This window comes from Paraplanobispora takensis (assembly GCF_016863195.1).
Lineage (GTDB): Bacteria > Actinomycetota > Actinomycetes > Streptosporangiales > Streptosporangiaceae > Planobispora > Planobispora takensis.
The window spans coordinates 112,153-135,958 of the sequence record NZ_BOOK01000031.1 but is presented as its reverse complement, the minus strand read 5'-3'; the positions used below and the strand labels follow the sequence as shown (position 1 = coordinate 135,958).

Below are 23,806 nucleotides of genomic sequence, written 5' to 3'. Positions count from 1 at the left end.
CCGAGCGGCGCGGAACCTAGGAGACCCTGGTGAAGTCCATGGTCCAGTTGGTCTCCCAGGTCTGCTCGCCGTCGTAGGAGAACGCCTGCTCCCACCGGCACGACTCCGGCGTGACGCCCGACCAGATGAACCGGACGCGGATCGGGTGGCCCTCGTCGGTGTCGTCGGCGTAGAACGTGCCCACCCCGTCGGCGAACCGGCCCACCATCGGGACCGGGTCGATCCCCCGCGTGCTGTTGATCCAGTGGATGGACCACTCCTGCCGCGCGGGGTCGTAGACGCGGACCGTCGCGCCGTCGAAGTCCTTGGTCGGGAGGGTCATCTCGTCGAAGCTCCCGGCCCCGCCGAAGAAACCGCGGGCGACGCTCCGGCCGGGGAACTCCTCCCACTCGTCGCTCCCGGAGTTGCGCCTGAGCAGCCTGCGGTTGACGACGTCCCAGGTGCCGACGAAGAAGTCGAAGTCGTTCACCGTCCCACCGGGCCTTCCGGGCGCGCGTCGGCGAGATAGCCGTCGAGGTCCGGGGCGTCCTTGACGAACATGTGCCGGACCCAGGCCGCCCGCTCGTACTCCAGGGCGGGCAGTTCCCACACGCATCCGGCCCAGCGCCGCGTCTCGGGCACGAAGTTCGCGGGATCCTCGTCGGGGCAGCCGACGGCGGGCTGGCCGGCCGCGGCGGTGTGCACCTCCACCACGTTGTCCCAGGCCCAGGTGTAGACGAGCAGGTAGGCGCCGGTGTCCCCGCCCCTGTGGAGGACGGTCCAGCCGGCCGGGGAGTCGCCGGCGGGCGCCGGCACGAGCTTCGGCAGATATTCGTAGGCCGCCTTCTCGACCTCCGGCTCGATCGGCTTGTCGGGCCGGTCGACGTGGTAACGCTTGTACGGACGGCCGCCGACGGTGATCGGGTCCAGCGGCCGCATGTTCTTCTCGATGAACGCCATGACCGGACCGTATGACCCCTCCACTGACACGTAATGTCAGTGATGTGCGAGCGTCCCGGCTTCTCTCCATCCTCCTGCTCCTGCAGTCGCGCGGCCTGCTGACCGCCCGGCAGCTCGCCGACGAACTGGAGGTCAGCGTCCGCACGATCTACCGCGACGTCGAGTCGCTGCACTCGGCGGGGATCCCGCTGTACGGCGAGGCCGGTCATCAGGGCGGCTACCGGCTGCTCGACGGGTTCCGGACCCGCCTGACCGGCCTGACCGCCCAGGAGGCGCGGGCGCTGTTCCTGGCCGGGATGCCGGGACCGGCCGCCGAACTCGGCCTCGGCGCCCTGGCCGCCGCCGCCGAGCTCAAGATCGAGGCCGCGCTCCCGCGCGAGCTGCGCGAGGGGTCCAGGAGCGTACGGGAGCACTTCCACCTCGACGCGCCCGGCTGGTACTACGACGGGGACCGGGTCCCCCACCTGCCGGACGTGGCCGACGCCGTCTGGAACAGGCGCGTCATCCAGGTGCGCTACAGCCGCTGGGCGGCGCCGTCCGAGGTGGACCGGAGGCTGGAGCCGTACGGCCTGGTCCTCAAGGCGGGCAAGTGGTACCTCGTGGCCCGGTGCGACGGCATGATGCGGACCTACCGGGTCAACCAGATCCTCAGCCTGGAGGTGACGGGTGAGACGTTCGAGCGGCCCGGCGACTTCGATCTGGCCGGGCACTGGAACACGTATCTGGCGGACTTCCGGTCACGGCTGTTCCAGGGCCGGGCGACCGTCCGGCTCTCCCCCGGCGGGCGCGAGCAGCTCGCCCGGCTGATGGGCTCGGCCGTGGTCAGCGCCGTGGACGAGACGGCCGGTCCGCCCGACGCCCGGGGCTGGGTCACGGCCACCGTGCCCATCGAGTCGCTGACGCACGCGCGGACCGAGTTCCTCAAGCTCGGCGCCGAGGTCGAGGTCCTGGAACCGGCCGAGCTGAGAACCCGGATGGCCGAGACCGCCCACGTCCTGGCCGCCCTCTACCCCCGGGATCCCCGCGCGGATCATGTCATGCCGGATTCATCCCTGTATCGCGATATGCCGTCCGTCGAGGGACGTGAGGGTTAGCATCCCCCCATGCCCCCTCGCGTAGTGATCGTCGTGCTGGCCGCCGCGCTCTGCGTCGGAGCCACGGTCTCTCCCGGGCCCGTCCGCGGGGACGTCAACGGCGAGGGCCGGGCGGACCTGGTGGTGGGCGGCTCGGGATCAGTCATGGTCCAGCCGCTGGGCAGCAAGGCCACCACCCTGAGCCGGCGGGCGACCGCACTGTCGACGGGCGACTTCAACGGTGACGGCCTCGCGGACGTGGCCGCCGGCGGCGGCGGCACGCTCACCGTCTCCTACGGCCGGCGCGCCTACCCCCACCTCGGCCGGACCGTCCGTTTCACCCCCGGCCGGGACGGCGTCCCCCCGCTGGGCACCGGCCACGGGTTCGGCAACGCGCTGACCACCTCCGACTTCAACCGGGACGGTTACACCGACATCGCCGTCGGCGCCCCGGAGACCACGCTGAACAGCGCGGCGGTGCACGGCGGCGCGGCCGTCGTCCTGTACGGCTCCCGCGGCGGCCTCACCTCCTCCCGGGCTCTGCGGCTCAGCGAGGACACACCCGGGGTGCTCGGCTTCAGCCAGCACAGCCGCCTGTTCGGCGCCGCCCTGGCCTCCGGCGACGTGACCGGCGACGGCTACGGCGACCTGGTGGTCACCGCGCCGTCCGGGCGGCCGGGCTACGACATCGGCGGGGCCGTCCACGTGTTCAAGGGCTCGGCCAAGGGGGTGACGCTCACCGGCGACACCATGGTGACCAGCGGGAACGTGGACGGCCGCGTCATGAACGTCGAGGCGTGCGCGGGCGGCTCACAGGGCGCCGAAGACAGGGCGAACACCGCCGAGTGCACGCGGGACCCCTTCGGCTGGTCGGTGCGGGTCGGCCGCCTGCACGGCGGCAAGTACGCCGACGTGGTCGCCGGGATCGGCACCGGCAGGCTCCTCATCCTGCGTGGCGGGCCCTCGGGCATCGACAGGCATCGGAAGAAGATCGTGGCGCTGCCCGGCATCACCGGGACCAGCGCTCCCGGCAACGACCACGCCGGTTCACTGGCGACCGGCGACATCGACGGGGACGGCCACAGCGACATCGTCGCGGCCGCCCGCGCCACGGGCGACGTCGCCGTCCTGTACGGCTCGGCCGGCGGGCCGCGACCGCCGGTCCGGATCCCGGGCGGCGGGGTCAACGTGGCGCTGCTCGACCTGGACGGCGACGCCGTCCCCGAGCTCGCCGCCGCCGGCGGCAGGTCGGTCCGGCTGTTCTGGATCAAGAACCGCCGGGTGGCCGAGACCAGGACCCTCTCCCTGCGGGGCGCGCTGATCGCCCGCTGACGGGACCCCGCACGCGCGGCGGCGCCGTACCCGACGAAGGTCAGGGGTGGTCACTGCCCTTCGGTTCCTGTGGCCGCATACCCGCGATCCATAACGTGGCCGACGTTCGACGAGACGATCGGAGTGCGGTGTGGGGCAGGTCAGGGGCTGGTGGCGGGGTACGGTGGCCGCGGTGATCACGGCGGTCACCGGTTCGATGATCATGGCGATGCCGGGTCCGGCGTCGGCGGGCGAGACGCCGGAGGAGTCGGCGGTCCGGCGGGTGGTGGACGACTTCGCCGGCACGTCGGGATACCCGGGCATCGCCGTCGCGATCACCAAGGGCGATCGGGTGCTGTACACCGGCGGGTACGGCCACGACTCCTCCGGTGCGGCGGTGACCGAGCGGACGCCGATGCCGGTGGCCTCGGTCAGCAAGTCGTTCACCGCCCTGGCGGTGATGCAGCTGGTCGAGGCGGGCGAAGTGGCGCTGGACGCGCCGGTGCGCGACTATCTGCCCGGCTTCCTCCTCGCCGATCCCCGGGGGGCGCGGATCACGGTGCGCGAGCTGCTGAACCAGACCTCCGGGATCACCGACGGCACACTCGCGGAGAAGAGCCTGCCGCAGCCGGACTCGCTCGCGGGCACCGTGACGCGGGCCCGCGGCTCCGCGCTGGCCGCCGACCCCGGCACGAGGCACTCCTACACCAACACGAACTACCACCTCGCCGCCCGGCTGGTGGAGGTCGTCTCGGGTGAGCCGTTCACCGGCTACCTGCGGCGTCACGTGTTCGGCCCGCTCGGCATGCGGGCGACCACCACGATCGACAGGACCCCCCGCGACCTGCCGCGCGAGGTGCGCCGGGGGCATCTGTACGCGTACGGGGCATCGATCCCCGCCACCGAGCCGGAGCGGTTCGTCAACGGCTCCGACGGCGTGATCAGCACGGCCGCGGACATGGCCCGGTGGCTGATCGTGCAGAACAACGCGGGCCGGGCGGCCGACGGCACACGGCTGGTGTCGGCTTCGAGCGTCGCGGCCATGCACACCTCGACGGACCGGCGGCGGCCGTACGGGCTGGGCTGGCGCGACCGGGACGGCCGGGTGGGCCACGACGGCGTCTGGTTCACCTACACCGCCCAGGTGCTGCTGCTGCCCGGCGGCTACGGCGTCGCGGTCATCGGCAACAGCGGCCTCGGCCTGGGCAACGAGGGCGTCGGAGCGCTGGCGGACCGGCTGGCCGCCCTCGTGACCGGCGGCGAGCCACCGGCCGCCGCCCCGGGACGGCTGAGCGTCGATCTGGTGCTGGGCGCTCTGACCCTGCTGAGCCTGCTCCTGGCCGTCCGCACCCTGCGGCGCACGCGGGCCTGGGCGGACCGGCTCGCCACCCGGTCTCACCGGCGGCTCGCCCTGCGGTTGTCGCCCCGGCTCATCCCCCTCGCCCTCCTGATCGCCCTCCCCGACCTGCTCACCCGGCTCATCGGAGGCGGGCGGGACATCACCTTCGAGCAGCTCTGCTACTACTCGATGCCACTGGTCGTCTGGTTCGCGGTCATGGCAGCGGCGAACCTCGGCGTGCTGGCCGCCCGCGTCGTCACGCTGACGCGGCTGCGCCGGCCGGGAATTCCGCCGATCGAGGATCACAATGCCGTCTCGACCGGAACCCCTCACCCGGCTTCGGGCCGGTACGGGGTGTGACCCCCTACGGGAGCCTGGGCGGGAGGGTACGGCCTCTCAGGCCGGTTGCCTGATGCTCTCGATGATCCGGGCGAACCCCTCATCTCCGTGGCCCGCGTCGATCTGGCGCCGGATGAGCCGCTGGACCACGGCGACCACCTCGGTGCCGATGCCCTGCTCGGAACTGGCGGCCAGGATGTCGCCGAGGTCGGAGAAGCGGAGGCTCTGCTGTCCTTCGGCGGCGTAGTCCCCGCCGTCGATGACCGCGGCGAAGCCGTGGAAGCCGCCGGTCATGGCCGTCAGCCAGGGCGCGGCCATGGCGGCGAACTCGCCGGCCGTCACACCGGCCGGCGCCACCATGGCGGCGCCGTGCATGAACCCGGCGAACATGACGTACATGCCCGCGAGCAGGGCCAGGTCGTACAGCGACGCCAGCCCGGCGTCGTCCCCGAAATAGGTGCTGGTCGCCCACAGATCGAGCAGCGGTTCGTACCGCTCGAAGACCTCGGCCGATCCGCTGTAGAGGATCGACGCCCCCGACCGGCCGATCATCTCGGGTACGGCCATGATGCCGCCGTCCAGATATGCGACCCCGGCCCGGGCAGCCCAGGCGGCCGATTCCCGCGACTGGGCCGGTGTCGTCGTGGTCAGGTTGATCAGGGTTCGCCCGGCCAGCTCGCCGGAGAGCGGATCGAGCACCTCGCGGACCGATTCGTGGTCCAGCAGACACGCGATCACCAGCTGACCGGACCGGACCGCCTCACCGGCCGTGGCGGCGGCCCGCGCCCCCTGCGCGACAAGCTCGTCCGCCCTGCCCGGCGAACGGTTCCACACCGTGGTCGCGTATCCGGCCTTCACCAGAGCGCCCGCGAGAACGCTCCCCATCGCCCCCAGTCCCAGAACGCTCACCCGGATGCTGCCATCGGTCGTCATCTTCGGGACTCCCCTCGTGTTTCCTTCGCTCGTGTTGATCCTTTCCGCTGCCTGTAGATTTGACCAGTACAGACTAATTAGTCAGGTACTTACCTTTTGGTAAGTACCTCTCGGAGGGGTGAATGACGAAATCGGCACGCCGCGGCCCCTACTTCTGCGGCATCGACGCGGCGATGGACGTCGTCTCCGGAAAGTGGAAGTCCCTGATCCTGTGGGAACTGCACGACCACGGAACCCGCCGGTTCGCCGAACTCCGCCGCGGCCTGCCCGGCGTCAGCGAGAAGATGCTGATCCAGCACCTGCGGGAGATGGAGGAGGACGGCCTCGTACACCGCGAGGTCTACCGCGAGGTCCCGCCGAAGGTGGAGTACTCCCTGACCGAGCACGGCCTCTCCCTCAACGCCGCCCTGGCCCCCCTGGGAGAGTGGGGCACCGGACGCATCCGGCGGATCGGGGCCGAGAAGGTCTCCTTCGACGTCGCCGCGACGTCATAGTCCGACGGGCACGGAGCGGGACCCGGCACGGTCTTCGAGTACCGCCGCGATCTCCACCGCGGCGAAGGCCGCCCGGGCCGACGAGAGCCGGCCGTACCCGATGACCAGGGCGGGCCGGAGGGGGCGGCGGGTGTAGCGCGACAGGGGCATCGCGAGCACGCCCCGGCGCTCCAGGCGGTCGGCGACCTCGCGGTCGTCGTGCCCGGCAGGCAGCGGGAGCACCAGATGCAGCCCCGCGGCGATCCCCTCGACGGGACCGGCGTCGCGGATGACGGAGTGACCGCGCAGGGCCGCGAGCACCGCCTCCCGGCGCTCGCGGTACAGCGCGCGGGCGCGGCGCAGGTGCCTGTCGTAGTCGCCGGCGCCGATGAGCCGGGCGAGCGCCAGCTGGTCGAACACGCCGGGACCCGCACCCGACCTTTCGAGAGCCTCGATCACCGGGTCTCTCAGACGCGCGGGAGGGATCATCCACCCCATCCGCAGGCCCGGGTGCAGGGTCTTGCTCACGGAGCCGAGGTAGGCGACGTTGTCCCGGTCGAGGGCCGCCAGCGCTCCGATCGGCTTGCGGTCGTACCGGAACTCGGCGTCGTAGTCGTCCTCCAGCACGACGGCCGAGCGCTCCGCCGCCCATGCCAGCAGGGCCCGCCGCCGTCCGGCCGACAGCGCGGCGCCGGTGGGGAACTGGTGGGCGGGCGAGCAGAGCACCGCCTCCGCCTCCGTTCGCCGCAGCCGCCCGACGTCGATGCCCTCGCCGTCGACGGCCACCGGCTCGATCGTCAGCCCCGCGTGGGCGGCCGCGTCACCGAGCCGGCCCCAGCCGGGATCCTCCACCGCCAGCCGCGACCCGGAGCGCCGGGCCAGAACACCCGCCAGCAGTCCCACCGCGTGTGTGGTGCCGCAGGTGATGACCACCTCCTCGGGCGAGACCGCCACCCCCCGGGTCCGGCCCAGATAACCGGACACGACCTCGCGCAGCCGCCGTACGCCCTGGGCCGGCGGGAACACGTCCGCGTCCCCGCCGGTCATGAGAACGTGATGCGTCGCCCGGCTCCAGGCCGCCGCGGGAAAGCGCGCCACGTCGGGTGCCCCCGGCCGCAGATCGGCCACGACCGGGGAGGGCGCCCGCACGGAGGGCACGGCCGGCGGGACGGCCGGCCGCACCGGCACACCCGGCGCCACCCGTGTGCCCGACCCCTGCCGCGCCGTGAGATGTCCTTCGGCGACGAGCTGCCCGTACGCCTCGTTGACGACCCAGCGCGAGCAGCTCAACTCCTCGGCGAGCGCCCGGCTCGGAGGCAGCGCGTCCCCGGGCCCCAGACGGCCCGCCAGGATGGCCCCTCTGATCGCGGCCGTCAGACGCTCGTGCAGCGCCCGCCCGTCGTCGGGCACCTCAAGGAGGAGGCCGGTGATGTGATTGGTCCGGTTTGGCGGCATGCGAGTGGACTGTATCACCGGACCAGTTCGCCCTAGCCTCTGAACCGGCCCTGTTCCGGGGCCCACATCCCGTGTCCCGCGTCCCCCATCGCATATCGCTGAGGAGCTCCCCATGACATCGACGAAGCCCCCCTTGACGGTCATCGCGCGGATGCGTGCGAAGAGCGGTCACGAGGCCGCCCTGCGCGACGCGCTGACGGCACTCGTCGCACCGACCCGCCGGGCCCCGGGCTGCCTGACCTACGACCTCCACACCGAGGTGGGCGAGCCCGCCCGCTTCTGGTTCTACGAGGTGTGGCGCGCCCCCGAGGACCACGCCGCCAACCTGGAGTCCCCGCACATCACCGGCTTCATCGCACAGACCGCCGACCTGCTCGACGGCGATCTCGAAGTCCACTTCCTCAACTGAACGCTCACGCCCGGAAGCCGGCGAGCCACCCGACGGCCTTCCGGACCCGGCAGCGGAGTCCTTCGCCCCGGCCTCTCCCAGATGATCGATGACCGCTCGGTCCTCTATGCTCAACCGGCACCGGCAGGCGGTCCATCTACCTCAGGGACATCGATGACGAAGGCGTACGCGGCCGATCAGATGCCGCAGGAAGTGAGAACAGCCCGTCTCCTCATCAGGGTTCAGGCGGCGACAGGTCTCCTGGGGCTCGTCCTGCTGATCGGCCCCGTCATCTTCGGGGTGGGGAGCCTCCCGCCCTTGTGGTATTCGCTGCTGCCGCCGTCGAGCCTTTTGGTCCTGGTCCCTCTCGGACTACTCACCGTATTGACCACGAGATACGACTCTCGCAAGCGATGGGTGCGCATCACCGTGTTCACGGCCGAAGGCTTCGTGATTCTGTTCAGCCTCCTCTTCCTGCTCGGCTCCCACCTCGGCTCGTTTCCGGGATTGGCTCTGGGAATCGCGGTGGTCTTCTGGCTCGCCCGCCCGGCCGCACGGTCCTGGTTCAGCGACTGAGACAGGAGCACGATCAGCTGTCGCCCGGGGGGCAGGGCGTCACCTTGGCCCCGCAGCGGAAGCCGTCACCGAGATCGCTTACCGGTCAGATCGCTTACCGGTCAGGCGGTGGTGGCGGCCCGCTCGGCGGCGTTGCGCTCGACGCAGAACTCGTTTCCCTCGATGTCGGCGAGGGTGACCCAGCCGGAGCCGTCGGGGCGGCGGCGGTCGCCGACGAGAGTGGCGCCGAGGGACAGCAGACGCTCGACCTCCTCGTCGCGCGTGCGGTCCGTGGGCTGGATGTCGAAGTGGATCCGGTTCTTGACCGTCTTGCCCTCGGGGACGGCGATGAACAGGATCGAGATGCCCTCCGCCTCGACCAGGGCCTCGGGGTCGCCGGGCCGATCCTCGTCGCTGATCCTGGTACCCAGCACCTCGGCCCAGAAGGTCCCGAGCCGGTAGGTGTCCGCACAGTCGATGCTCACGTGATGCACAAGAGAAGCCATGGCCGACATTGTGACGAGTGGCCGGGAGCCCCCCGAAGACGGCCCCGTCAGAGATGATCACGGCTGTCCCCGATCCCGCAGCGGAGCGCGTCACCCGCGCCGGACGCGAGCGGAACGCCTGCCGTGCGCGCCACGCCACGGTGGAAGCAGGTGCCGGTGCTCGGATGTAACGTCCCGTCCATGGACGAGACCTCCCGAAGCCGGCAGGCCGTACACGCCTACGTCGACAGCGCCGAGCGGCGTGACTGGGAGCGCTTCGGTGCCCTGCTCGCCGAGGATGTGGTGTACGAGATGCCACAGACCCGGGAACGGATCCGCGGGAAGCCTGCCTTCCTCCGGTTCAACATGGAGTATCCCGGTGACTGGCACCTGCGGGTACGGCGCGTCGTCGCCGATGGCCGCCATGCCGCGGCGTGGATCGACGCGCGCGTCGGCACCGGACATCAGGACGCGTGCGTGTGGTTCGAGATCTCCGACCAGGGGCTGATCAGCCGGATCGTCGACTACTGGCCCGAGCCGTACGACCCACCGTCCGGCCGCGAGCACCTTGTGGAGCGCTGGTAAGACCCGTCCATCAAAGCCCCGTCCATCAAACAAGGCACGAGGATCCGGACCGGAAGGGCCCATGGGACCCAACCCGCCGTTCCGCACACCGGTCTTCGTCCTCACCCATCACCCGCGTCCGTCGATCGAGATGGAGGGCGGCACGACGTTCCACTTCATCGACGTTCCACTTCATCGACGCTTCGCCCGCCGAGGTGCTCGAGACGGCCCGTGAGGCGGCGGGCGGCCAGGAGCGCGTTTCGGTCACGTCGTGCGTCGCAAGAGCGGGGAGAGGGACGAGCTTGACTGGACCCACCACCGCCGGCATGACGAAACGGTACAGATTCGTCGTCACGCTACGTGCGACGAGCTCACCCAACGAGCCGAATTCCTCGCTGCCGGCTCGACGCATCGCCTGGAGGCACTTGTCGCGATCGCGCTTATAGATGATCGCTGAGAGATACCCCGTTCGACAAAGGATCAAGTTAAGCACCAACCGGCCCGTCCGCCCATTGCCATCGAGAAACAGATGTATCTGCTCGAATCCTTTATGTACACGGGCCAAGCGTTCGGGAAGCGCTTCGTCCGACTCCGCACGAAGATCGTCGGCCATCTTCACCCAATCCCGCATCCGAGGATCAACTTCCGGCCACGGCGGCGGCTTCATGCCTCCCGGGAACTTGGCGATCTCGTGCTGCCGACCGAACAAAGGCAGCCCGAGTTGTTCGCCGCACCAGCCCGCCTCCCCGACAACCCGGACCGTCCCCAAGGCCGCATGCCCGGACGGCTGGCGAGCACGAGCTGACGCGCGGTGCGGAGCACCGCCGCCCTGACTATGCGGAGAGAATCCTCGCCGGGATCACTCTGCGTGCAGGCCACCGAGCGATCAAGCACGGCTGATGTCGTACGAGGCCGCCACATCGCAGGCCAGTTCCACCTGTGCCCGGAGAGCATCGTCGGCGGCGCCGTACACCTTGACCGAGACTTCCGTCCCGCCCACGGCCCGGGCCGGCTTGAGGTCGAGACTGACCACCGCACCGATCAGCGGACAGCCGTACCAGCGTTCTTCCCGCTCATCATCGGTGTCCACCAGCCCGACCTCGACAGCCTGCCAGTCGAGGTCATCGAACTCGTATCCCACGAGCGACGCGAGGATCTCGCAGAAGACCCTCACGTTCCCCTCCCTGATCCACCCACTGTGGATCAAGGAATGTCCGTCAGGCCTCACCGGAGGTCAGACCGACCGGACACGCAACCCTGGTGCCGCCGATCCCGCGATGACCTGGGAGTTCTTCATATCTGCCATCTCCGATCGACTCCTCACAGCCCGGCAGATCTACCACAACATGAGCGGCAGAACTGCCACATAACGTTCGGCAAAACTGCCATGAGTCTCTGGGCAGATCTTCCACAACGCGAGCTGGAGACGACCAACCTCGGCTCGTGGACATTGATGAGCTGACGCTCTTCCCGCGCCGCGCGGAAGCCATGGCGACGGAAGCACCCACGGACACCCGGGTGGTGGTGATCAGTGGTGCCCGGCAGGTCGGCAAGAGCACCCTGGCCCAGGCCATCGTGCGCAGCACTGCAGGAGCCGGTGAGCTCTACCTGGATCAGGCGGCCGTACGCGCGGCAGCACGGCAGGATCCGGACGGAATCGTGCGTCACAACGGGCTTCTTCTCATCGATGAGATCCAGCGCGTGCCCGGCCTGCTCCTGTCCATCAAACGGGAGGTGGATGCCGATCCACGACCAGGGCGCTTCCCGCTGACGGGATCCGCCCGCCTCCTGGGCCTGCGCGACCTTCCGGACGCCCTTCCCGGCAGATCCGAGACGATCGAGCACTGGCCCCTGTCTCAGGGGGAGATCGAGCAAAGCGCCGACGGATTCGTCGATGCGGTATTCCGTCACGGCCCCGACCTCACCGTCCCCAGCCCGGCCTGCGCAGGAGCGACTATCTGGATCGCGCACTGCGAGGCGGCTATCCGGAAGCCGTCCACCGCTCCTCGCATCGCAGAAGAACACGCTTCTTCGAGTCCTACATCTCCGATTTGATCAACCGAGACGTGAGGCAGGTCTCCGATATCGAACGCCCGGCCGACATGCGCCGCCTGCTCAACGTTCTGTCGGACGGATGGGCGGCCTGGCCGTGATCGACAACATCAGCCGCGACCTCGGCGTGCCGCGCAACACCGTGAAACGCTATGTCGACCTACTCGACCTGGTATACCTCATCCGGCGCATCCCTGCCTGGTCCTCCAACTCGACCACACGAGCCATCGCCACACCCAAACTCCTGGTGGTCGACTCCGGGCTCGGCGCGCATCTCGCCGGACTCACCCCCTCCCGAATCACCGACATCACCGCACCCGTGGGCCCGCTGCTGGAGAACTTCGCCCTGGGCGAGCTGGCCCGCCAACTGACCTGGGCGGAGGAGCCCGTCCGGCTCTACCACTACCGCGATCGGGATGGAGTCGAAGTCGACGGCATCCTGGAGCGCGCTTCCGGTGAGGTCGTCGGCATCGAGGTCAAAGCGGCCGAGACCGTACGCGCCGACGACTTCAAAGGGCTCCAGCACCTGGCCCGCAGACTCGGCGACCGGCTCATCGCCGGGTACGTCCTCTATGCCGGCCAGGAAACGCTTCCCTTCGGAGGCCGAATGCGGGCTCTTCCGCTGTCCGCGCTCTGGGAGGCGTCATCGGCCCCCTGACGGCCGGGATCCGCCGTTTCAGGTCCGCTTCGGAACCCCGCACGCGTCGGAACGGAGGTCGAAGAGCACCCCCTGCGTACCGTACCGACCAGGTGGATCTCCGGCCGACGTCACAGGTACGCGGACGATATCCACGGACCTCCTCGATCACCTCGAAAACGAACGAGACCCCCGGACAGCCCTGAGGCCGTACGAGGGTCTCCCTCCTGCTGTGCTTCTCCGATTGAACTCGTAGAGTCCGCTGTGGGCCGGTGACGGGCTTGAGCGGCGCACCGTACTCTGCCGCCTGCGGTTTTCATTGCCAGGGTGCGGTGGGGAACCATCCGTAGCCGAAGCGCGCGGGCAGGCGCAGATCCCAGTACAGGAAGGTGAACGCGCCGAAGGTGATGAACGCCACCGCCGTGATCGTCACGACCCGGGACGGCGAGGCGGTCATCCAACGGGTGAAGCGGCCTCCGGTCCCATGCATCAAAACGATGAACAGCAGCGCCACCAGCGTGATGTTGCCCAGCGACTGCAGGACGAACACCGCCGCCCCGTAGAAGGGGTTGTGGGTCTCGACCGCGTACTCGAACAGCTTGCGAAACAGCGGGAACGGCCGCCCAACGAGAAACCCTCCGATCAGGGCGCCGATCACGATCAGCCGGAGATGGGGGAACCGGCGCGACAGCCGGGCGAAGGGGTCGGGAACCACACGCAGCGCGGCCAGACCGAGGTAGACGAAGACCAGGCCGATCACACCGAACACGATCGAGGCCTGCAGCAGCCGGGGAGAGATCCCCGAGCCGGCCGGCGCCTCCGACAGCTGAGGCAGCTGTTGGCCGACGAGCGCACCGAGTGCGCCGTAGAGCGCCGAGACCGCGGTCATGCCCAGGGCCAGCCACCCGATCGGCCGCAGGGTCGCCCCGATCCCGCTCGCGGTCGCCGCAGCGGACTTTCCCTCATCCCGGGCATGGGTCATCGGCGCGATCGCACCGAACGCGGCAATGTTGCACGCGGTGAACGTCCCGGCCAGCCCCGAGACGAAGGCGAAGAGCGTCCCGGCCGCCAGACCGCCGATCGCGGCCTGCTTGGCGTCGTAGCCGAGCAGCGTGTTGGCGACGTTGTCACCGATCACACTGTCGACGAAATGGAAGGACCACAACACGGCCAGTGCCGCTCCGGCCAGCACGCTGGCCGCGATGATCAGTCCCCGGCGGCGGGGCAGGTCGGTGGGAGGAGTGGCAGAGACGGGAGCGGAGGCGGTGGACGCCATCGGTGGCCTTTCTCCTGGCATGGCAAAACTGTTTATCGGAGGTAGGAGCGGAGGTCGGGAAATGACGGAGTACGCCGTGCCGGTAGCCGTCGCCGGTGGCAAAACAGTCTGTAAATTTCAGGCTCATCGGAGCTGGGGGCGATGTGCGCTGCGTTTCCTCCATCTACGGCATGCGCTGGAGAGCACTCGCCGGGTGGTCGGCATATCCAGGCGATCACCGATATGATCAGTATTCGCTGTCGTTCCTGTCAACCATTTCTTTTCTTCGTCAATGTGCTATCTATGCACCCCTTCACCGCATGTCACCTGGGCGTTTGCCGTACGCCCTGGTCGGTTTGACTTCGCGGGGTGAGACGCTGCGACGTTCCGGCCAGGCTTCAAATGCCGTTGAGGGCGCATCGGAAGTGAGTGCCATAGTCAGTTGCATCTGACAGTTCAGGTGGGGCGCATAGACAGGCAGGTGGATGATGCGGCAGCCAGTGCGCGTTCTCGACGGTGAAGCCGGTCAACTGGCCGTTCAGGTGCACATTTCAGGTCGCCCCAGCACCTCACCAGTGGTGCACCCGAGTGCTGATGGACAGCCACGATCAGGTCTCGCGGTCCTTTCCGGGAAAACGTCTTCGGCTCGTCCGCGCGGCCCCGGTAGAAGTGCGGCCGGTACAAGCAGGTGCGGTCGCTCACCATCGCGGCACAGATGACGCCAGCCATGTCGACCCGGCCCCGACCTCTGCCGCGCACGGTCACCACCGGGCAGGCACCGATCGGCGCCCAGGGACGTGCCTTCAGTGACCCTGAGCTCCCGTCCGCCCTCGAACCACTCGGCCGCCTGCAGCCGCACCTGCTCGCGCCATTCCTGCTCGGCGGGGGTGTACCCGCCCCGTTACGCGTATCGCCTGCTTCGGTCTCTACGAGTTCAACCGGAGTGCTGCTCCGAGCTCGTCAGGCCCGTCTGGCAGGCCCACTCGGACGGGTCACCCAGCTTGACGTTGGTGCCGCCGATTCCGCAGTAGCCGTCATGCCATGCCATGCCGCTAGAACATCTCGTTGTTCTCAGGAGATGGTTTTGCCTTACGAGGCGTCTTCGATCTGCCCTTCTTCGCCGGGAATGCAGGGCCCGGGCCATATCGAACGGCTGTCCCTCTACTCTGTTCCGAGGTCCGCGTGATAATCTCGCGGCCAACGAGATCCCTCAAGATATCGCGCGCTTGATACACATCCACATCGAAGAGGCGCTGAATGGTCCTACTATTCACCTCTCCATAATCCCGGATATGCTCAATCACCTTTCGATCTATCTCGTCAATCGCTCTACTGTGGTAGGAAACGGCCGCGCCGAGTCGAGAAACAACCTCTCCACGAAGACGATAGGAGGGGAAGGTTCGCCGCATCGTACCTCGAGTAGGTTCAAGAATATCTACCGGACTGGTTGACAGCCGAAGGAGGCTCGCCTGAGCCTCATCAGCCGAACGCTGAATCACCGGGGCGATCTCACTGGCATCGACTGTACGCTTACGACAAAGAGCCCGGATTATCAGAAGAGCATCAGTGTCCTCCTGCTCTTCGATCGGAAGCGTCGCAAGGAAACGTGCAATCTTTGTATTGGGCGGCTGCCCGCGGAACGCGACAGCGACCTGATCTCGGTCTTCTACGATGGTCGGAGCCTCACGACCTGACTTGATCATCTCTCTGAACATGCGATCGACCCCCTGCCCCACCTCTTCTGCCAGCCCAAGCAGCCGGAAAGCTGATGCAAGCGTCGGATATCTCGCACGAGAGCCCATGGTCAGAATGTTGTTAACCGTTATTCCATTCACCAATGGACCCGGAGAGGTTATGCGGAGATACTCGGAAGAATGGTCCACCTGAATAGGCGATCGGAGACGCCAATCCCCATGTATGAAGGCATTTGCGATAGCCTCTCGAACGGCCGCAGAGGGGTAGTCTTCGATCTGGATCTGCTGCCCGTCGGCCAGGGTTACCGGAGTTATCCCCTGCCGTGCCCGTATGGACTGCAGGACCTCTTCGAACGCCAGCACCATCGGAGACTGCATACGCACAATCGCATCCGCCTCTCCTGCCTGAGTTCGGCGATGCTGATAGACAGCAAGATCCAAAAGCGTGGACGTTGAATTCTCGCAGAGCAGGAGCTCACCTGCCCGGTTTAACGATCCGTCATCTGCGACGACCTTCAAGACTCGAAAAAGATCGATATCCGACAGCCGGCCGTATGACTGCCGTGTCGCATCCGAGGAGTTCTGGAGAAGCCGTCGGCAGTAACGAAGGGCCAGGGGGTCTACTTCTTCGATCGAGCGCCCGCTCGATGTCGCTGACCAATCGATCCCACGCCGCTCCTCCGTGAGGCGGCTGATGTCAAGCGGACGCATCGGAACACATTGATCATTGATGCGCTGATAGGCATACCCCTTGGTTGTGGAGTAGACATCCAACCCTGCGGGGACAGCAATGATCAACAGCCTTGCACCCGAGAACTCCAAAGCAGTGACCTCAACCAACAGGTTGGGACTCGTCAGCTGGTGGATCCTGCCCCGCAGCACTCCCGGATCGAGCTCACATCCCACGAACGCCTCGTGTCCCGCCTTGGAGTCGACGACTCCCACGACAATGAAGCCTCCGCCTGCGTTGGCGAAGCAAACCGCCGCCTCGGCCAGGTCGCTACAAGCTTCCTTGAAGTCGGGCTTGGCTTCTTTGAAGTCCAGCCTCTCGTTCTCGCACTTGCGAGCCATGGTGCCTGCGGCGACGGCATCGAGAGCACGGAGGACGAGATCCATCGTTTGATGCCTCCTTTGGGGGAAGTAACACAGTGGAGGCTACACCCAAACAGATCTCAAACCGAGGACGTTCGACATGTCGCATCCGCGGGTTGGAGTGTCGAGGGAAATCGATACGACTCACACGATCACTCGAGGGCCAATACGCGCCTCAGCGAGGCGGGGCTTCATTCTTGCCGTTCAGGCATGGCCCCTCGTCGTCCCCGAAACGAACGAGACCCCCGGACAGCCCTGAGGCCGTACGAGGGTCTCCCTCCTGCCGTGCTTACTGCTCCGAGCTCGTCAGACCCGTCTGGCAGGCCCACTCGGACGGGTCACCCAGCTTGACGTTGGTGCCGCCGATTCCGCAGTACCCGTTCGGGATCTTGTAAAGGTACTGCTGGTAGTAGACCTTCTCTTGACGCAATAATTGTGGCGGAGGTCACCATGGCTCAGGGCAGCTCACCGATCCCGGTCGTCTCATACGCTCGCATCTCCGCCGACATCAGGCGGGACGAACACGGAGTTCAGGACCAGCACAAGCTCAACCGCGAGACGGCGGAGCGGCACGGCTGGACCGTCGTCCACGAGTACACGGATAACGACAAGTCGGCCGCCAAGGCCGACGTGGTCCGCGACGGGTTCGAGAACATGCTCAGGGCACTGCGCGCCGGCGAGTTGCCCGACGGTACGGCGGTGCGGGGCGTCGTCATCGTGGCGGAGGACCGCCTGGCCCGGCGTCCCGGTGACTACGAGCGCTTCGTGGAGGCGATCACCTATCAGGACGGCCGCGTGTTCGCCGACGCTCGCGGGGCGAAGGACCTCTACAGCGAGGACACGGAGAGCATGGGTCTCTTCGGCGCGGTCATCTCCAAGATGGAGGTCCGGAAGATGCAGCGCCGGATGCGGCGCTCCCACCGGACACGGGCGGAACAGGGCCTACCTGTCGGCGGAACGCGGCCCTTCGGCTGGAAGCCCGATCGCCTGACCCTCGATCCCGTCGAAGCTCCCCTGGTACGGCAGGCGATCCTCGACCTGATCAGCGGCCGTTCCCTTCATTCGATCGCGAACCAGTGGCAGAGAGACGGCGTCAAGACTTCGTTGGGCAATGACTGGACACCGTCCTCGCTGAAAATCACCGTCACCAACCCCCGGGTCTGCGGCTGGCGACAGATCAACGGTGAACTCGTGAGGGGCTCGGAGGGAAACCCCGTCGTCGGGAAGTGGGAACCGATCGTGTCGTCCGAGCAGTGGATGGCCGTCAAGAACCTGTTCGACGCACGCAAAGGGCACTACATCCACCGGGACGGCAGGATCGGTCACATCCTCGCCCCGGACTTCCGGGAGCCCAACTACTTGCTGACCGGCTTCCTTCGATGCGGGAAGGCCAAACCCGACGGCTCTCTCTGCAACACGTCCCTCCGCGTCACGCACAGCAAGGACTGTGTCCAGCACATCTACATCTGTCCCGCCAAGACCGTCGGAGGCTGCGGCAGCCTCGGCCGACGGGGGGACATGGTCGATCTCTACATCTCGGAAGCGGTCCTCGCCAAACTCGAAGAAGCCCAATTGGCGTCTTCAGCCGATCCCGTGGAGTGGCCGGGACAGCAGGAATACGATGACGCGAAATCTCGACTTGAAGAACTCCGGACGCAGTGGGCGGCCGGAAACATCAGCAATGAGCTGTTCTTCTCAACGGCACCCGACTTGGAGAAGAGAATCGCCCGCCTCCGGGCTGACGCCCAAAGCTTCACCGCCTCCTCCCAGCGTCGTCAGGCACGGCGCACCACCGACGTCGAAGAGATCCGGCGTCGCTGGTACCTACCGGAGGATGAGGGCGGACTTCCGTTGACGGTGAAGCGGGCCTACATCCGGGAGGCTCTGCATGCCGTCATCATCTACCCAAGCGGCAAGGGACGGCGCAAGTTCAATCCTGACCTGCTCGAACCCATCTGGAGAGAAGAATGAGCGGGGACGTCTTCGGACGTCTCGTGAGCCGTCACCCTGACCGCGGGGTGACGGCTCTCTTACTTTCGCCCCTGCGCAGCCGTACGCAGATGGACGCCATGGGACGCGACCGGACGCCGGTGGACGTCGGGGGACGTCCACGCAAGCGTCGGCAGTGCTGGCTTGATATGTCTATTCGTCAGAAACCGGTGGTACAACAGGAAGTGTCAATGCCACGTCGTGAAGTGGCAGGCAGCGAGAAACCGGCCCTGGCTTAAATCGAGCGTGATAAATCACCGGGCAGCGCATAACGAAAACGAATAGATCGCCGTTCCGCTGGAGGGACCCGGCCCAGCGGTAGGCCGCAGATGACGCGCACGCTCACCGGTTCGCCAGACATACTCCACTCCTTTCTCATCTCGCTGACAGCACCGCCGTACATCAAGCGTGTCTTCGGCATGCCCGTATCGGTGCTCGTCCTGTCCCTTCGTCGATGGTGGCTCCCGGCTCGGAAAGGAGGTCGTCACGGAGTCCCCGTCCCCCATGGCGCAGGCCCAGGAGTGGGGCAGGCGCCAAGCTGCCCGGTCCCCCAAGTGGACCGCCGACAAGTGGCGGCGAGTCGCCACGGTCTTGGGCGTCGAGATCAGACGCGACGCCCCGCAGACCGCTTCAGAGGACACCGAGGAGGACGTCGCATGAGCAACGTTCCTTCCCTCCCCTCTGACATGCGTGCCGCCCTGCAACGCGCAGCCATGCCGGACTTCGACCGGTGGTTGCGAATGGTGTACGCCACGGGCGGCTGCGCCCGGCCCGTCCGGCTCCATGGTGAACGGATCACCGTGGACGCCGGAACGGGTGAACTGCTGGATGTGTACCGGACTGCCGACGAACCGACCGGCTTCCTGCTCACAGCCTGTGGAAACCGGCGCGCGTCCCGCTGCCCGTCGTGCTCGGCCACGTACAAGGACGACACGTATCACCTCATCCTGTCCGGCCTGCGCGGCGGCAAGGGCGTCCCCGAAGACGTTGGCGTGCATCCACGCGTGTTCGTCACGTTCACCGCCCCGTCCTTCGGGGCCGTCCATTCCCACCAGGACGACCGTCCCTGCCGTCCCCGGCGCGATCACCCTCTCTGCGAGCACGGTCGGCGGATGGGCTGCGGGGCACGGCACGAGGCGGACGATCCCCAGGTAGGTCAACCGTTGTGCGTCGACTGCTACGACTACCGCGGGGCCGTACTGTGGAACGCTCATGCGGGTGAGCTGTGGCGTCGCTTCGCTCAGGCACTTCCGGCCACCTTCGCCCGCGCGCTCGGTGTCTCCCGAGCGGCCCTGCGGCAGTGCCTTCGGCTCTCGTACGCCAAGGTCGCCGAGTACCAAGCTCGCGGACTGGTCCACTTCCATGCCGTGATCCGCCTCGACGGTCCTGCCGGTCCCAACGATCGCCCGCCCGAGTGGACCACCGTCTCAGCTCTCGAACAAGCCATCCGGAAGGCGGCTGCCTCCGTTGCGGTCCTCGTTCCGGCTCCCTCCCCGGGGCCGGCGCCGACGCTGAAGTGGGGAAGTCAGCTCGACGTACAGCCGGTCTTCGTTGCTCAGTCGCTTGACGGCGTGACCGATGAACGTGTGGCGGCGTACGTGGCCAAGTACGCGACCAAGGGGGCGGAGTCGGCCGGGACCGTTGATCACCCCATCAGGCGCGTCCGGGATGTGGCCTTCCTCGACGTGACCGAGCACGTACGCCGCATGATCTACACCTGTTTCGTCCTCAACGGGCTTCCCCAGTACGGAGACATCCCGCTGAAGCGCTGGGCTCACATGCTCGGCTACCGTGGCCATTTCTCGACCAAGAGCCGCCACTACTCCACGACCCTCGGCGCTCTTCGCCACGCCAGGGCGAGCTATCGAGCCGATGAGTCCTGGAAGGCTCGCGATCTACCTGACCTCCCGGCCGAAGCGATCACAGTTCAAGATTGGCAGTACGCCGGAACTGGTCACCGTGATGGCGAGCACTTCTGGGCAGAGGTCGTCCGGCAGCGAATAAGCACCGTGCGCGGGATCGAACGCGAGCGGCGGAGCAAATCCGCGTAGCAGGGCCATGTCTGGACTGATCTTCCCGTGTGCCTCGACCCCGCCGGAGGCGTCTTTCCGCCGATGGCGGTCAGGCAGGCCCTTCTTGGGAAGGGCCGCACAGCTCCAAGTACGCCTCCCGCAGTTCGACGGCCTCGGGTAGATGACGTGCCTCGACGGAAGTGATCACTTCCTGTGCTCGCCAGTACTGCGACGGGACCAGCAGCCCGCTCGTCACCGCCGTGAGCGCCAGATCCCCCGCCTCGTCAGGCTGATCAGCCGCGAGGAGCGCCAGAGCGAGATCCAGCCGTGCCGATACGGCTCGACGTGGATGCGGCGGCCCGTCGCTGACCGACTCCAGGCGGGCAAGCACCTGTCGTGCGTACGGCTCAGCCGCCGGGTCTCCCAGCCATGACAGAGTCGTGGCCACGTACGCCTCACTCTTGGCGGGGTCGTACCGGTAGTGGTGCTCGGGACGATCAGGCACGGGAAGGGGTGAGATCATTCGCGCCACTCGATCCAACGCATCCCGAGTCTCCGGTCCGGCTCCAAGTCGAGCCCACACACGGCCTTCCTGCGCGGTCGCCTGAATGTAGGCGGAGCTTCCCCTCGGTGCGACGCGCTGTGCTCCAAGCGACAGGTCCAACGCGTGCCGGTAGTCACCGGCCGTGAGCGACTGCCACGCGCTGGTCTCCAGACACCACGCGGCGATCTCGGGATGCTCGGCGTGGGCGGCCAACTGCGCGGCCGTACGCAACCGCGCACCGGCCGCCACGAACTGCCGGAGATCGATGTGACACGTCGCTGCCAGCAGGGACAGCCACCCACCGACCACGAGCAACCGCCGATGCTCGGCGAGCGTCTTCTTGGCGTCGATCAACCGCGCCACATATGACAGGTGCCGCTTTGTCCTGTCGAGCAGCAGGGCCGGCGGAGTGCCGGGATAGGCGACGGCGAGATCGTCCACCGCGCGCTCCAACTGTTCCAGCGTCCCGCTCCCGACGTCGCTCACCGCCACCCGGCGAGCCAACTCCAGGGCCTCTATCTCATCGTCAAGAGGGTCTCCGGCATGATCGCCGAACAGCTCCCCCTCGTCGAGGCCCAACGCCCGGCAGTACAGCATGCGGTACGGATCGTCGGGCTGATGCTCCCCCGCCTCGTACGACCTGATCCGCCTGACGATCGACTCCCGGGACGGGAGCCGGACGCGCATCCGCTCATCAGCGACCCTGACCAGTTCCAAGGCCATGTCCTTCTGCGACCACAGCCGGTTACGCCGCTCGGCCCGTAGCCGTACCGCCCACGCGGGGACCTCGGTCATACCGTGCACCCTTCGCCGGACAAGGGGGATCCGCCCGTGTCCTCCAGTGTCCCCCAAGCGCCGCTCCCTGCACGGCCTACTCGGGATGTCTCATGGATGCGCACGTCAACGACTGATCTGGGCGGCCCCGGAAGATGACGCAACCACCGACCGGGGCCTTGATCGCACATCGGAGGTGCGACCCATGCCAGAGCCTAAGACCACCGTGTTCGACCCGGCGAGTATGCCTTTTCTGGATGACCCCGTCCTCTACGTCTGGTCAGCCGATGAAGGCAACGGCCATGCCGCATGTGGCGTGGCCCACGCCTCCGCCAGTGCCCGCCGCGCGCTTCTCGACGCCTTGACCACGATGCCGACGAGTGGAACGGGATGCATCCGTACGGCGAGGCTCGATGTCTCCGCCTCGCCCTATCCCTCATACGTGTACGGCCGCGTTCTCCTACGCGCGTGGCGCGACAACGGAACGGGCTCGATCGTCCTCCACAGTCCATGATCATTGAATCGGCGGACCAGCAGGACCCCAAGCATCCGGACGAGCGAACTCGTCGACGCATACTCGCTGAGTTCGCCGTATCGACAGCCCCGTACCCAGCCGACAAACCCGATTATGCCGACGAGACTGCTTGGGTTCAGTGGATGCTGCGGGTCGCCCAACGTCGCCGTCGCCGAGCTATGGCCGAGCGAAGAGTCCTCATGTGGGGAGGCTCGATCGACCGTTACCTGTAACCGGATGCATTCCGATTACTTCTCTGCCGAGAGTCTCCCGTAACCTCGCGCTATGCCCACCGACAAACCCGAATGCCGTTGCATCCTCTGCCATGACTACGGGGATCGGAATGAGCTGGACCTTATGGATCAGCACACCGTCGAACACGTCCAGACGCGCGGCTGGAGTGTGAAAATGATTCCCGAGGACGATCATGGTCCCGGCTTCGCCTACACGGTCGGCCTGTGGCACACTCACCGCTCCCCTGAGCTGGCCATGTTCGGCCTGGACGTTCACCTCATGCACGAACTGCTGAACGACCTGGGCGACGAAATCGCCGCCGGCCGACCCGCACAGGCCGACCAGGAACGGCACGATCTCCTCGACCGCTATCCCGTGGTCCTCAAGAACGTCGATCTCAAGTGGTACCGCGAGTTCTTCGGTCGCGCGATCTCGTTCTATCACCACCCGCCCTTTCCGATCCTGGAAGTCGTCTGGCCCGACCGTGAAGGGCATTTTCCCTGGAACACCGGCTATGACGAGCAGTACCGCGAGCTTCAGCCTCACCTGTGGCTGAAGCCGGAGGATCACCCCATCGGAGTTTGGACACAGCTCATCCAGCCGCCCGGTCCTGTTGCACCTTGATCGCCCGCGAGCTGGGACCCTCACTGGGGACAGAATGAGGTTTCCACCTTGGATAGCCAGAAGCTTCCGTAATGGATGCCATCGAGCTGGTTACAGCATTCGTCGTCCGTCTCGATGAGCTCTCTCATCACGTCGGAACCGCCATGTCGGATCAGACAGGCGGCGATGATCTATGGGCGCTGCACCGGGCTGTCATCCGACGTCACGCACCCCGCATCTGGCAATTGCCCAGCGGCGTGCACTACTACGTCCACGGGATCGGGTGCCGTATAACCACCGCCTACCCGGAACGGGTCGTAGTGGATGCGGACCTCGGTTCCCAGCCAGGCTCACTCAAGTTTGATCTGTGGCGAATCCAGTTCTTTGTCGAGTCCATCCATCATGGCTGGGTGACCCGAGGGGAACTGACTGCTGCTTTGGAGACCCTGGCCGCCAGAGGCGTCATCGTTCCGATCGACGGGGACCCGGGCTGGTACAGCACAGACCCCTGACTGCCGATGAGCACAGCGGCCCGTGTCGATCCGAAGAACG

Annotated in this window: 23 protein-coding genes and 3 pseudogenes; 15 read left to right on the top strand and 11 right to left on the bottom strand. The window is 67.2% G+C overall.

What is annotated here, in order from left to right:
* Nucleotides 1-16: 16 nt before the first annotated feature.
* Nucleotides 17-469, bottom strand: coding sequence for a hypothetical protein (locus tag Pta02_RS21365; RefSeq protein ID WP_203876656.1), 453 nt, complete (start codon nt 467-469; stop codon nt 17-19).
* A complete protein-coding gene (locus Pta02_RS21360; protein WP_203876655.1) occupies nt 466-939 on the bottom strand; it encodes a hypothetical protein in 474 nt (157 codons plus the stop codon). Before Pta02_RS21360 ends, Pta02_RS21365 begins: the two co-directional genes overlap by 4 nt.
* 44 nt (nt 940-983) lie before the next feature.
* On the opposite strand from Pta02_RS21360, the gene Pta02_RS21355 reads away from it, so the two are divergent.
* The 3 genes from Pta02_RS21355 (at nt 984) to Pta02_RS21345 (ending at nt 5,022) form a co-directional block, all read left to right on the top strand.
* Nucleotides 984-2,033: a helix-turn-helix transcriptional regulator gene (locus tag Pta02_RS21355; protein WP_203876654.1), complete on the top strand. Its 1,050-nt coding sequence runs from the start codon at nt 984-986 to the stop codon at nt 2,031-2,033.
* A gap of 9 nt (nt 2,034-2,042) precedes the next feature.
* Nucleotides 2,043-3,344 carry an FG-GAP-like repeat-containing protein gene (locus Pta02_RS21350; RefSeq protein ID WP_203876653.1) on the top strand — a complete coding sequence of 434 codons (1,302 nt, stop codon included), beginning with the start codon at nt 2,043-2,045 and terminating at the stop codon, nt 3,342-3,344.
* Between the two features lie 130 nt (nt 3,345-3,474).
* Nucleotides 3,475-5,022: a serine hydrolase domain-containing protein gene (locus tag Pta02_RS21345; RefSeq protein ID WP_203876652.1), complete on the top strand. Its 1,548-nt coding sequence runs from the start codon at nt 3,475-3,477 to the stop codon at nt 5,020-5,022.
* A gap of 36 nt (nt 5,023-5,058) precedes the next feature.
* Here the strand turns inward: Pta02_RS21345 and Pta02_RS21340 are convergent, their stop codons facing one another.
* A complete protein-coding gene (locus Pta02_RS21340; protein WP_203876651.1) occupies nt 5,059-5,934 on the bottom strand; it encodes an NAD(P)-dependent oxidoreductase in 876 nt (291 codons plus the stop codon).
* A 122-nt stretch (nt 5,935-6,056) separates the two neighbouring features.
* Between Pta02_RS21340 and Pta02_RS21335 the strand changes: the two genes are divergently transcribed.
* Nucleotides 6,057-6,428, top strand: coding sequence for a winged helix-turn-helix transcriptional regulator (locus tag Pta02_RS21335; RefSeq protein ID WP_239131122.1), 372 nt, complete (start codon nt 6,057-6,059; stop codon nt 6,426-6,428).
* Here the strand turns inward: Pta02_RS21335 and pdxR are convergent.
* On the bottom strand, nt 6,423-7,862 hold the full coding sequence (gene pdxR, locus Pta02_RS21330; RefSeq protein WP_203876650.1) for a MocR-like pyridoxine biosynthesis transcription factor PdxR: 1,440 nt from the start codon (nt 7,860-7,862) through the stop codon (nt 6,423-6,425). The genes Pta02_RS21335 and pdxR overlap by 6 nt on opposite strands.
* 112 nt (nt 7,863-7,974) lie before the next feature.
* Here pdxR and Pta02_RS21325 point away from each other — a divergent pair, with 112 nt between their 5' ends.
* Both Pta02_RS21325 and Pta02_RS21320 read left to right on the top strand, forming a co-directional pair.
* A complete protein-coding gene (locus Pta02_RS21325) occupies nt 7,975-8,271 on the top strand; it encodes a putative quinol monooxygenase (protein WP_203876649.1) in 297 nt (98 codons plus the stop codon).
* Nucleotides 8,272-8,424: 153 nt separating this feature from the next.
* Nucleotides 8,425-8,826 carry a hypothetical protein gene (locus Pta02_RS21320; protein WP_203876648.1) on the top strand — a complete coding sequence of 134 codons (402 nt, stop codon included), beginning with the start codon at nt 8,425-8,427 and terminating at the stop codon, nt 8,824-8,826.
* 101 nt (nt 8,827-8,927) lie between these two features.
* Here the strand turns inward: Pta02_RS21320 and Pta02_RS21315 are convergent, their stop codons facing one another.
* A complete protein-coding gene (locus Pta02_RS21315; protein ID WP_373872405.1) occupies nt 8,928-9,311 on the bottom strand; it encodes a VOC family protein in 384 nt (127 codons plus the stop codon).
* A gap of 180 nt (nt 9,312-9,491) precedes the next feature.
* Between Pta02_RS21315 and Pta02_RS21310 the strand changes: the two genes are divergently transcribed.
* Both Pta02_RS21310 and Pta02_RS42475 read left to right on the top strand, forming a co-directional pair.
* Nucleotides 9,492-9,875, top strand: a complete 384-nt coding sequence (locus Pta02_RS21310; protein ID WP_239131121.1) for a nuclear transport factor 2 family protein — start codon at nt 9,492-9,494, stop codon at nt 9,873-9,875.
* Nucleotides 9,876-9,927: 52 nt separating this feature from the next.
* A pseudogene (locus Pta02_RS42475) lies at nt 9,928-10,108 on the top strand (dihydrofolate reductase family protein); the annotation flags it as partial.
* Nucleotides 10,109-10,341: 233 nt separating this feature from the next.
* Here Pta02_RS42475 and Pta02_RS42470 read toward each other — a convergent pair.
* Both Pta02_RS42470 and Pta02_RS21300 read right to left on the bottom strand, forming a co-directional pair.
* Nucleotides 10,342-10,521: pseudogene (locus Pta02_RS42470) on the bottom strand (Fic family protein); the annotation flags it as partial.
* Between the two features lie 219 nt (nt 10,522-10,740).
* Complete coding sequence (locus Pta02_RS21300; protein ID WP_203876646.1) at nt 10,741-11,028, bottom strand: hypothetical protein; 288 nt, start codon at nt 11,026-11,028, stop codon at nt 10,741-10,743.
* Nucleotides 11,029-11,297: 269 nt separating this feature from the next.
* Here Pta02_RS21300 and Pta02_RS21295 point away from each other — a divergent pair, with 269 nt between their 5' ends.
* Both Pta02_RS21295 and Pta02_RS42490 read left to right on the top strand, forming a co-directional pair.
* Nucleotides 11,298-11,909, top strand: coding sequence for an AAA family ATPase (locus tag Pta02_RS21295; RefSeq protein WP_203876645.1), 612 nt, complete (start codon nt 11,298-11,300; stop codon nt 11,907-11,909).
* Nucleotides 11,795-12,477: pseudogene (locus Pta02_RS42490) on the top strand (ATP-binding protein); the annotation flags it as partial. The gene Pta02_RS21295 and the pseudogene Pta02_RS42490, both read left to right, overlap by 115 nt.
* 382 nt (nt 12,478-12,859) lie before the next feature.
* Here the strand turns inward: Pta02_RS42490 and Pta02_RS21285 are convergent.
* The 3 genes from Pta02_RS21285 to Pta02_RS21275 all read right to left on the bottom strand — a co-directional run bounded on the left by Pta02_RS21285 (nt 12,860) and on the right by Pta02_RS21275 (nt 17,014).
* Nucleotides 12,860-13,819 carry a hypothetical protein gene (locus Pta02_RS21285; RefSeq protein WP_203876643.1) on the bottom strand — a complete coding sequence of 320 codons (960 nt, stop codon included), beginning with the start codon at nt 13,817-13,819 and terminating at the stop codon, nt 12,860-12,862.
* A 1,031-nt stretch (nt 13,820-14,850) separates the two neighbouring features.
* Nucleotides 14,851-16,608 carry an RNA/DNA-binding domain-containing protein gene (locus tag Pta02_RS21280; RefSeq protein ID WP_203876642.1) on the bottom strand — a complete coding sequence of 586 codons (1,758 nt, stop codon included), beginning with the start codon at nt 16,606-16,608 and terminating at the stop codon, nt 14,851-14,853.
* A gap of 265 nt (nt 16,609-16,873) precedes the next feature.
* Nucleotides 16,874-17,014: a hypothetical protein gene (locus tag Pta02_RS21275; RefSeq protein ID WP_203876641.1), complete on the bottom strand. Its 141-nt coding sequence runs from the start codon at nt 17,012-17,014 to the stop codon at nt 16,874-16,876.
* 20 nt (nt 17,015-17,034) lie between these two features.
* Between Pta02_RS21275 and Pta02_RS21270 the strand changes: the two genes are divergently transcribed.
* The 3 genes from Pta02_RS21270 to Pta02_RS21260 all read left to right on the top strand — a co-directional run bounded on the left by Pta02_RS21270 (nt 17,035) and on the right by Pta02_RS21260 (nt 20,624).
* Nucleotides 17,035-18,555 carry a recombinase family protein gene (locus tag Pta02_RS21270; protein WP_203876640.1) on the top strand — a complete coding sequence of 507 codons (1,521 nt, stop codon included), beginning with the start codon at nt 17,035-17,037 and terminating at the stop codon, nt 18,553-18,555.
* 522 nt (nt 18,556-19,077) lie between these two features.
* A complete protein-coding gene (locus Pta02_RS21265) occupies nt 19,078-19,233 on the top strand; it encodes a hypothetical protein (protein ID WP_203876639.1) in 156 nt (51 codons plus the stop codon).
* Nucleotides 19,230-20,624, top strand: coding sequence for a replication initiator (locus tag Pta02_RS21260; RefSeq protein WP_203876638.1), 1,395 nt, complete (start codon nt 19,230-19,232; stop codon nt 20,622-20,624). The genes Pta02_RS21265 and Pta02_RS21260 overlap by 4 nt, the downstream gene beginning before the upstream one ends.
* 70 nt (nt 20,625-20,694) lie before the next feature.
* Here the strand turns inward: Pta02_RS21260 and Pta02_RS21255 are convergent, their stop codons facing one another.
* Nucleotides 20,695-21,924, bottom strand: coding sequence for a helix-turn-helix domain-containing protein (locus Pta02_RS21255; RefSeq protein WP_203876637.1), 1,230 nt, complete (start codon nt 21,922-21,924; stop codon nt 20,695-20,697).
* A gap of 778 nt (nt 21,925-22,702) precedes the next feature.
* Between Pta02_RS21255 and Pta02_RS21250 the strand changes: the two genes are divergently transcribed.
* Both Pta02_RS21250 and Pta02_RS21245 read left to right on the top strand, forming a co-directional pair.
* Nucleotides 22,703-23,275: a DUF4262 domain-containing protein gene (locus Pta02_RS21250; RefSeq protein ID WP_203876636.1), complete on the top strand. Its 573-nt coding sequence runs from the start codon at nt 22,703-22,705 to the stop codon at nt 23,273-23,275.
* Between the two features lie 71 nt (nt 23,276-23,346).
* The gene (locus Pta02_RS21245; RefSeq protein ID WP_203876635.1) at nt 23,347-23,766 is read left to right on the top strand and encodes a DUF6896 domain-containing protein; all 420 of its coding nucleotides are present in this window, start codon (nt 23,347-23,349) and stop codon (nt 23,764-23,766) included.
* The last annotated feature ends 40 nt before the right edge of the window (nt 23,767-23,806 follow it).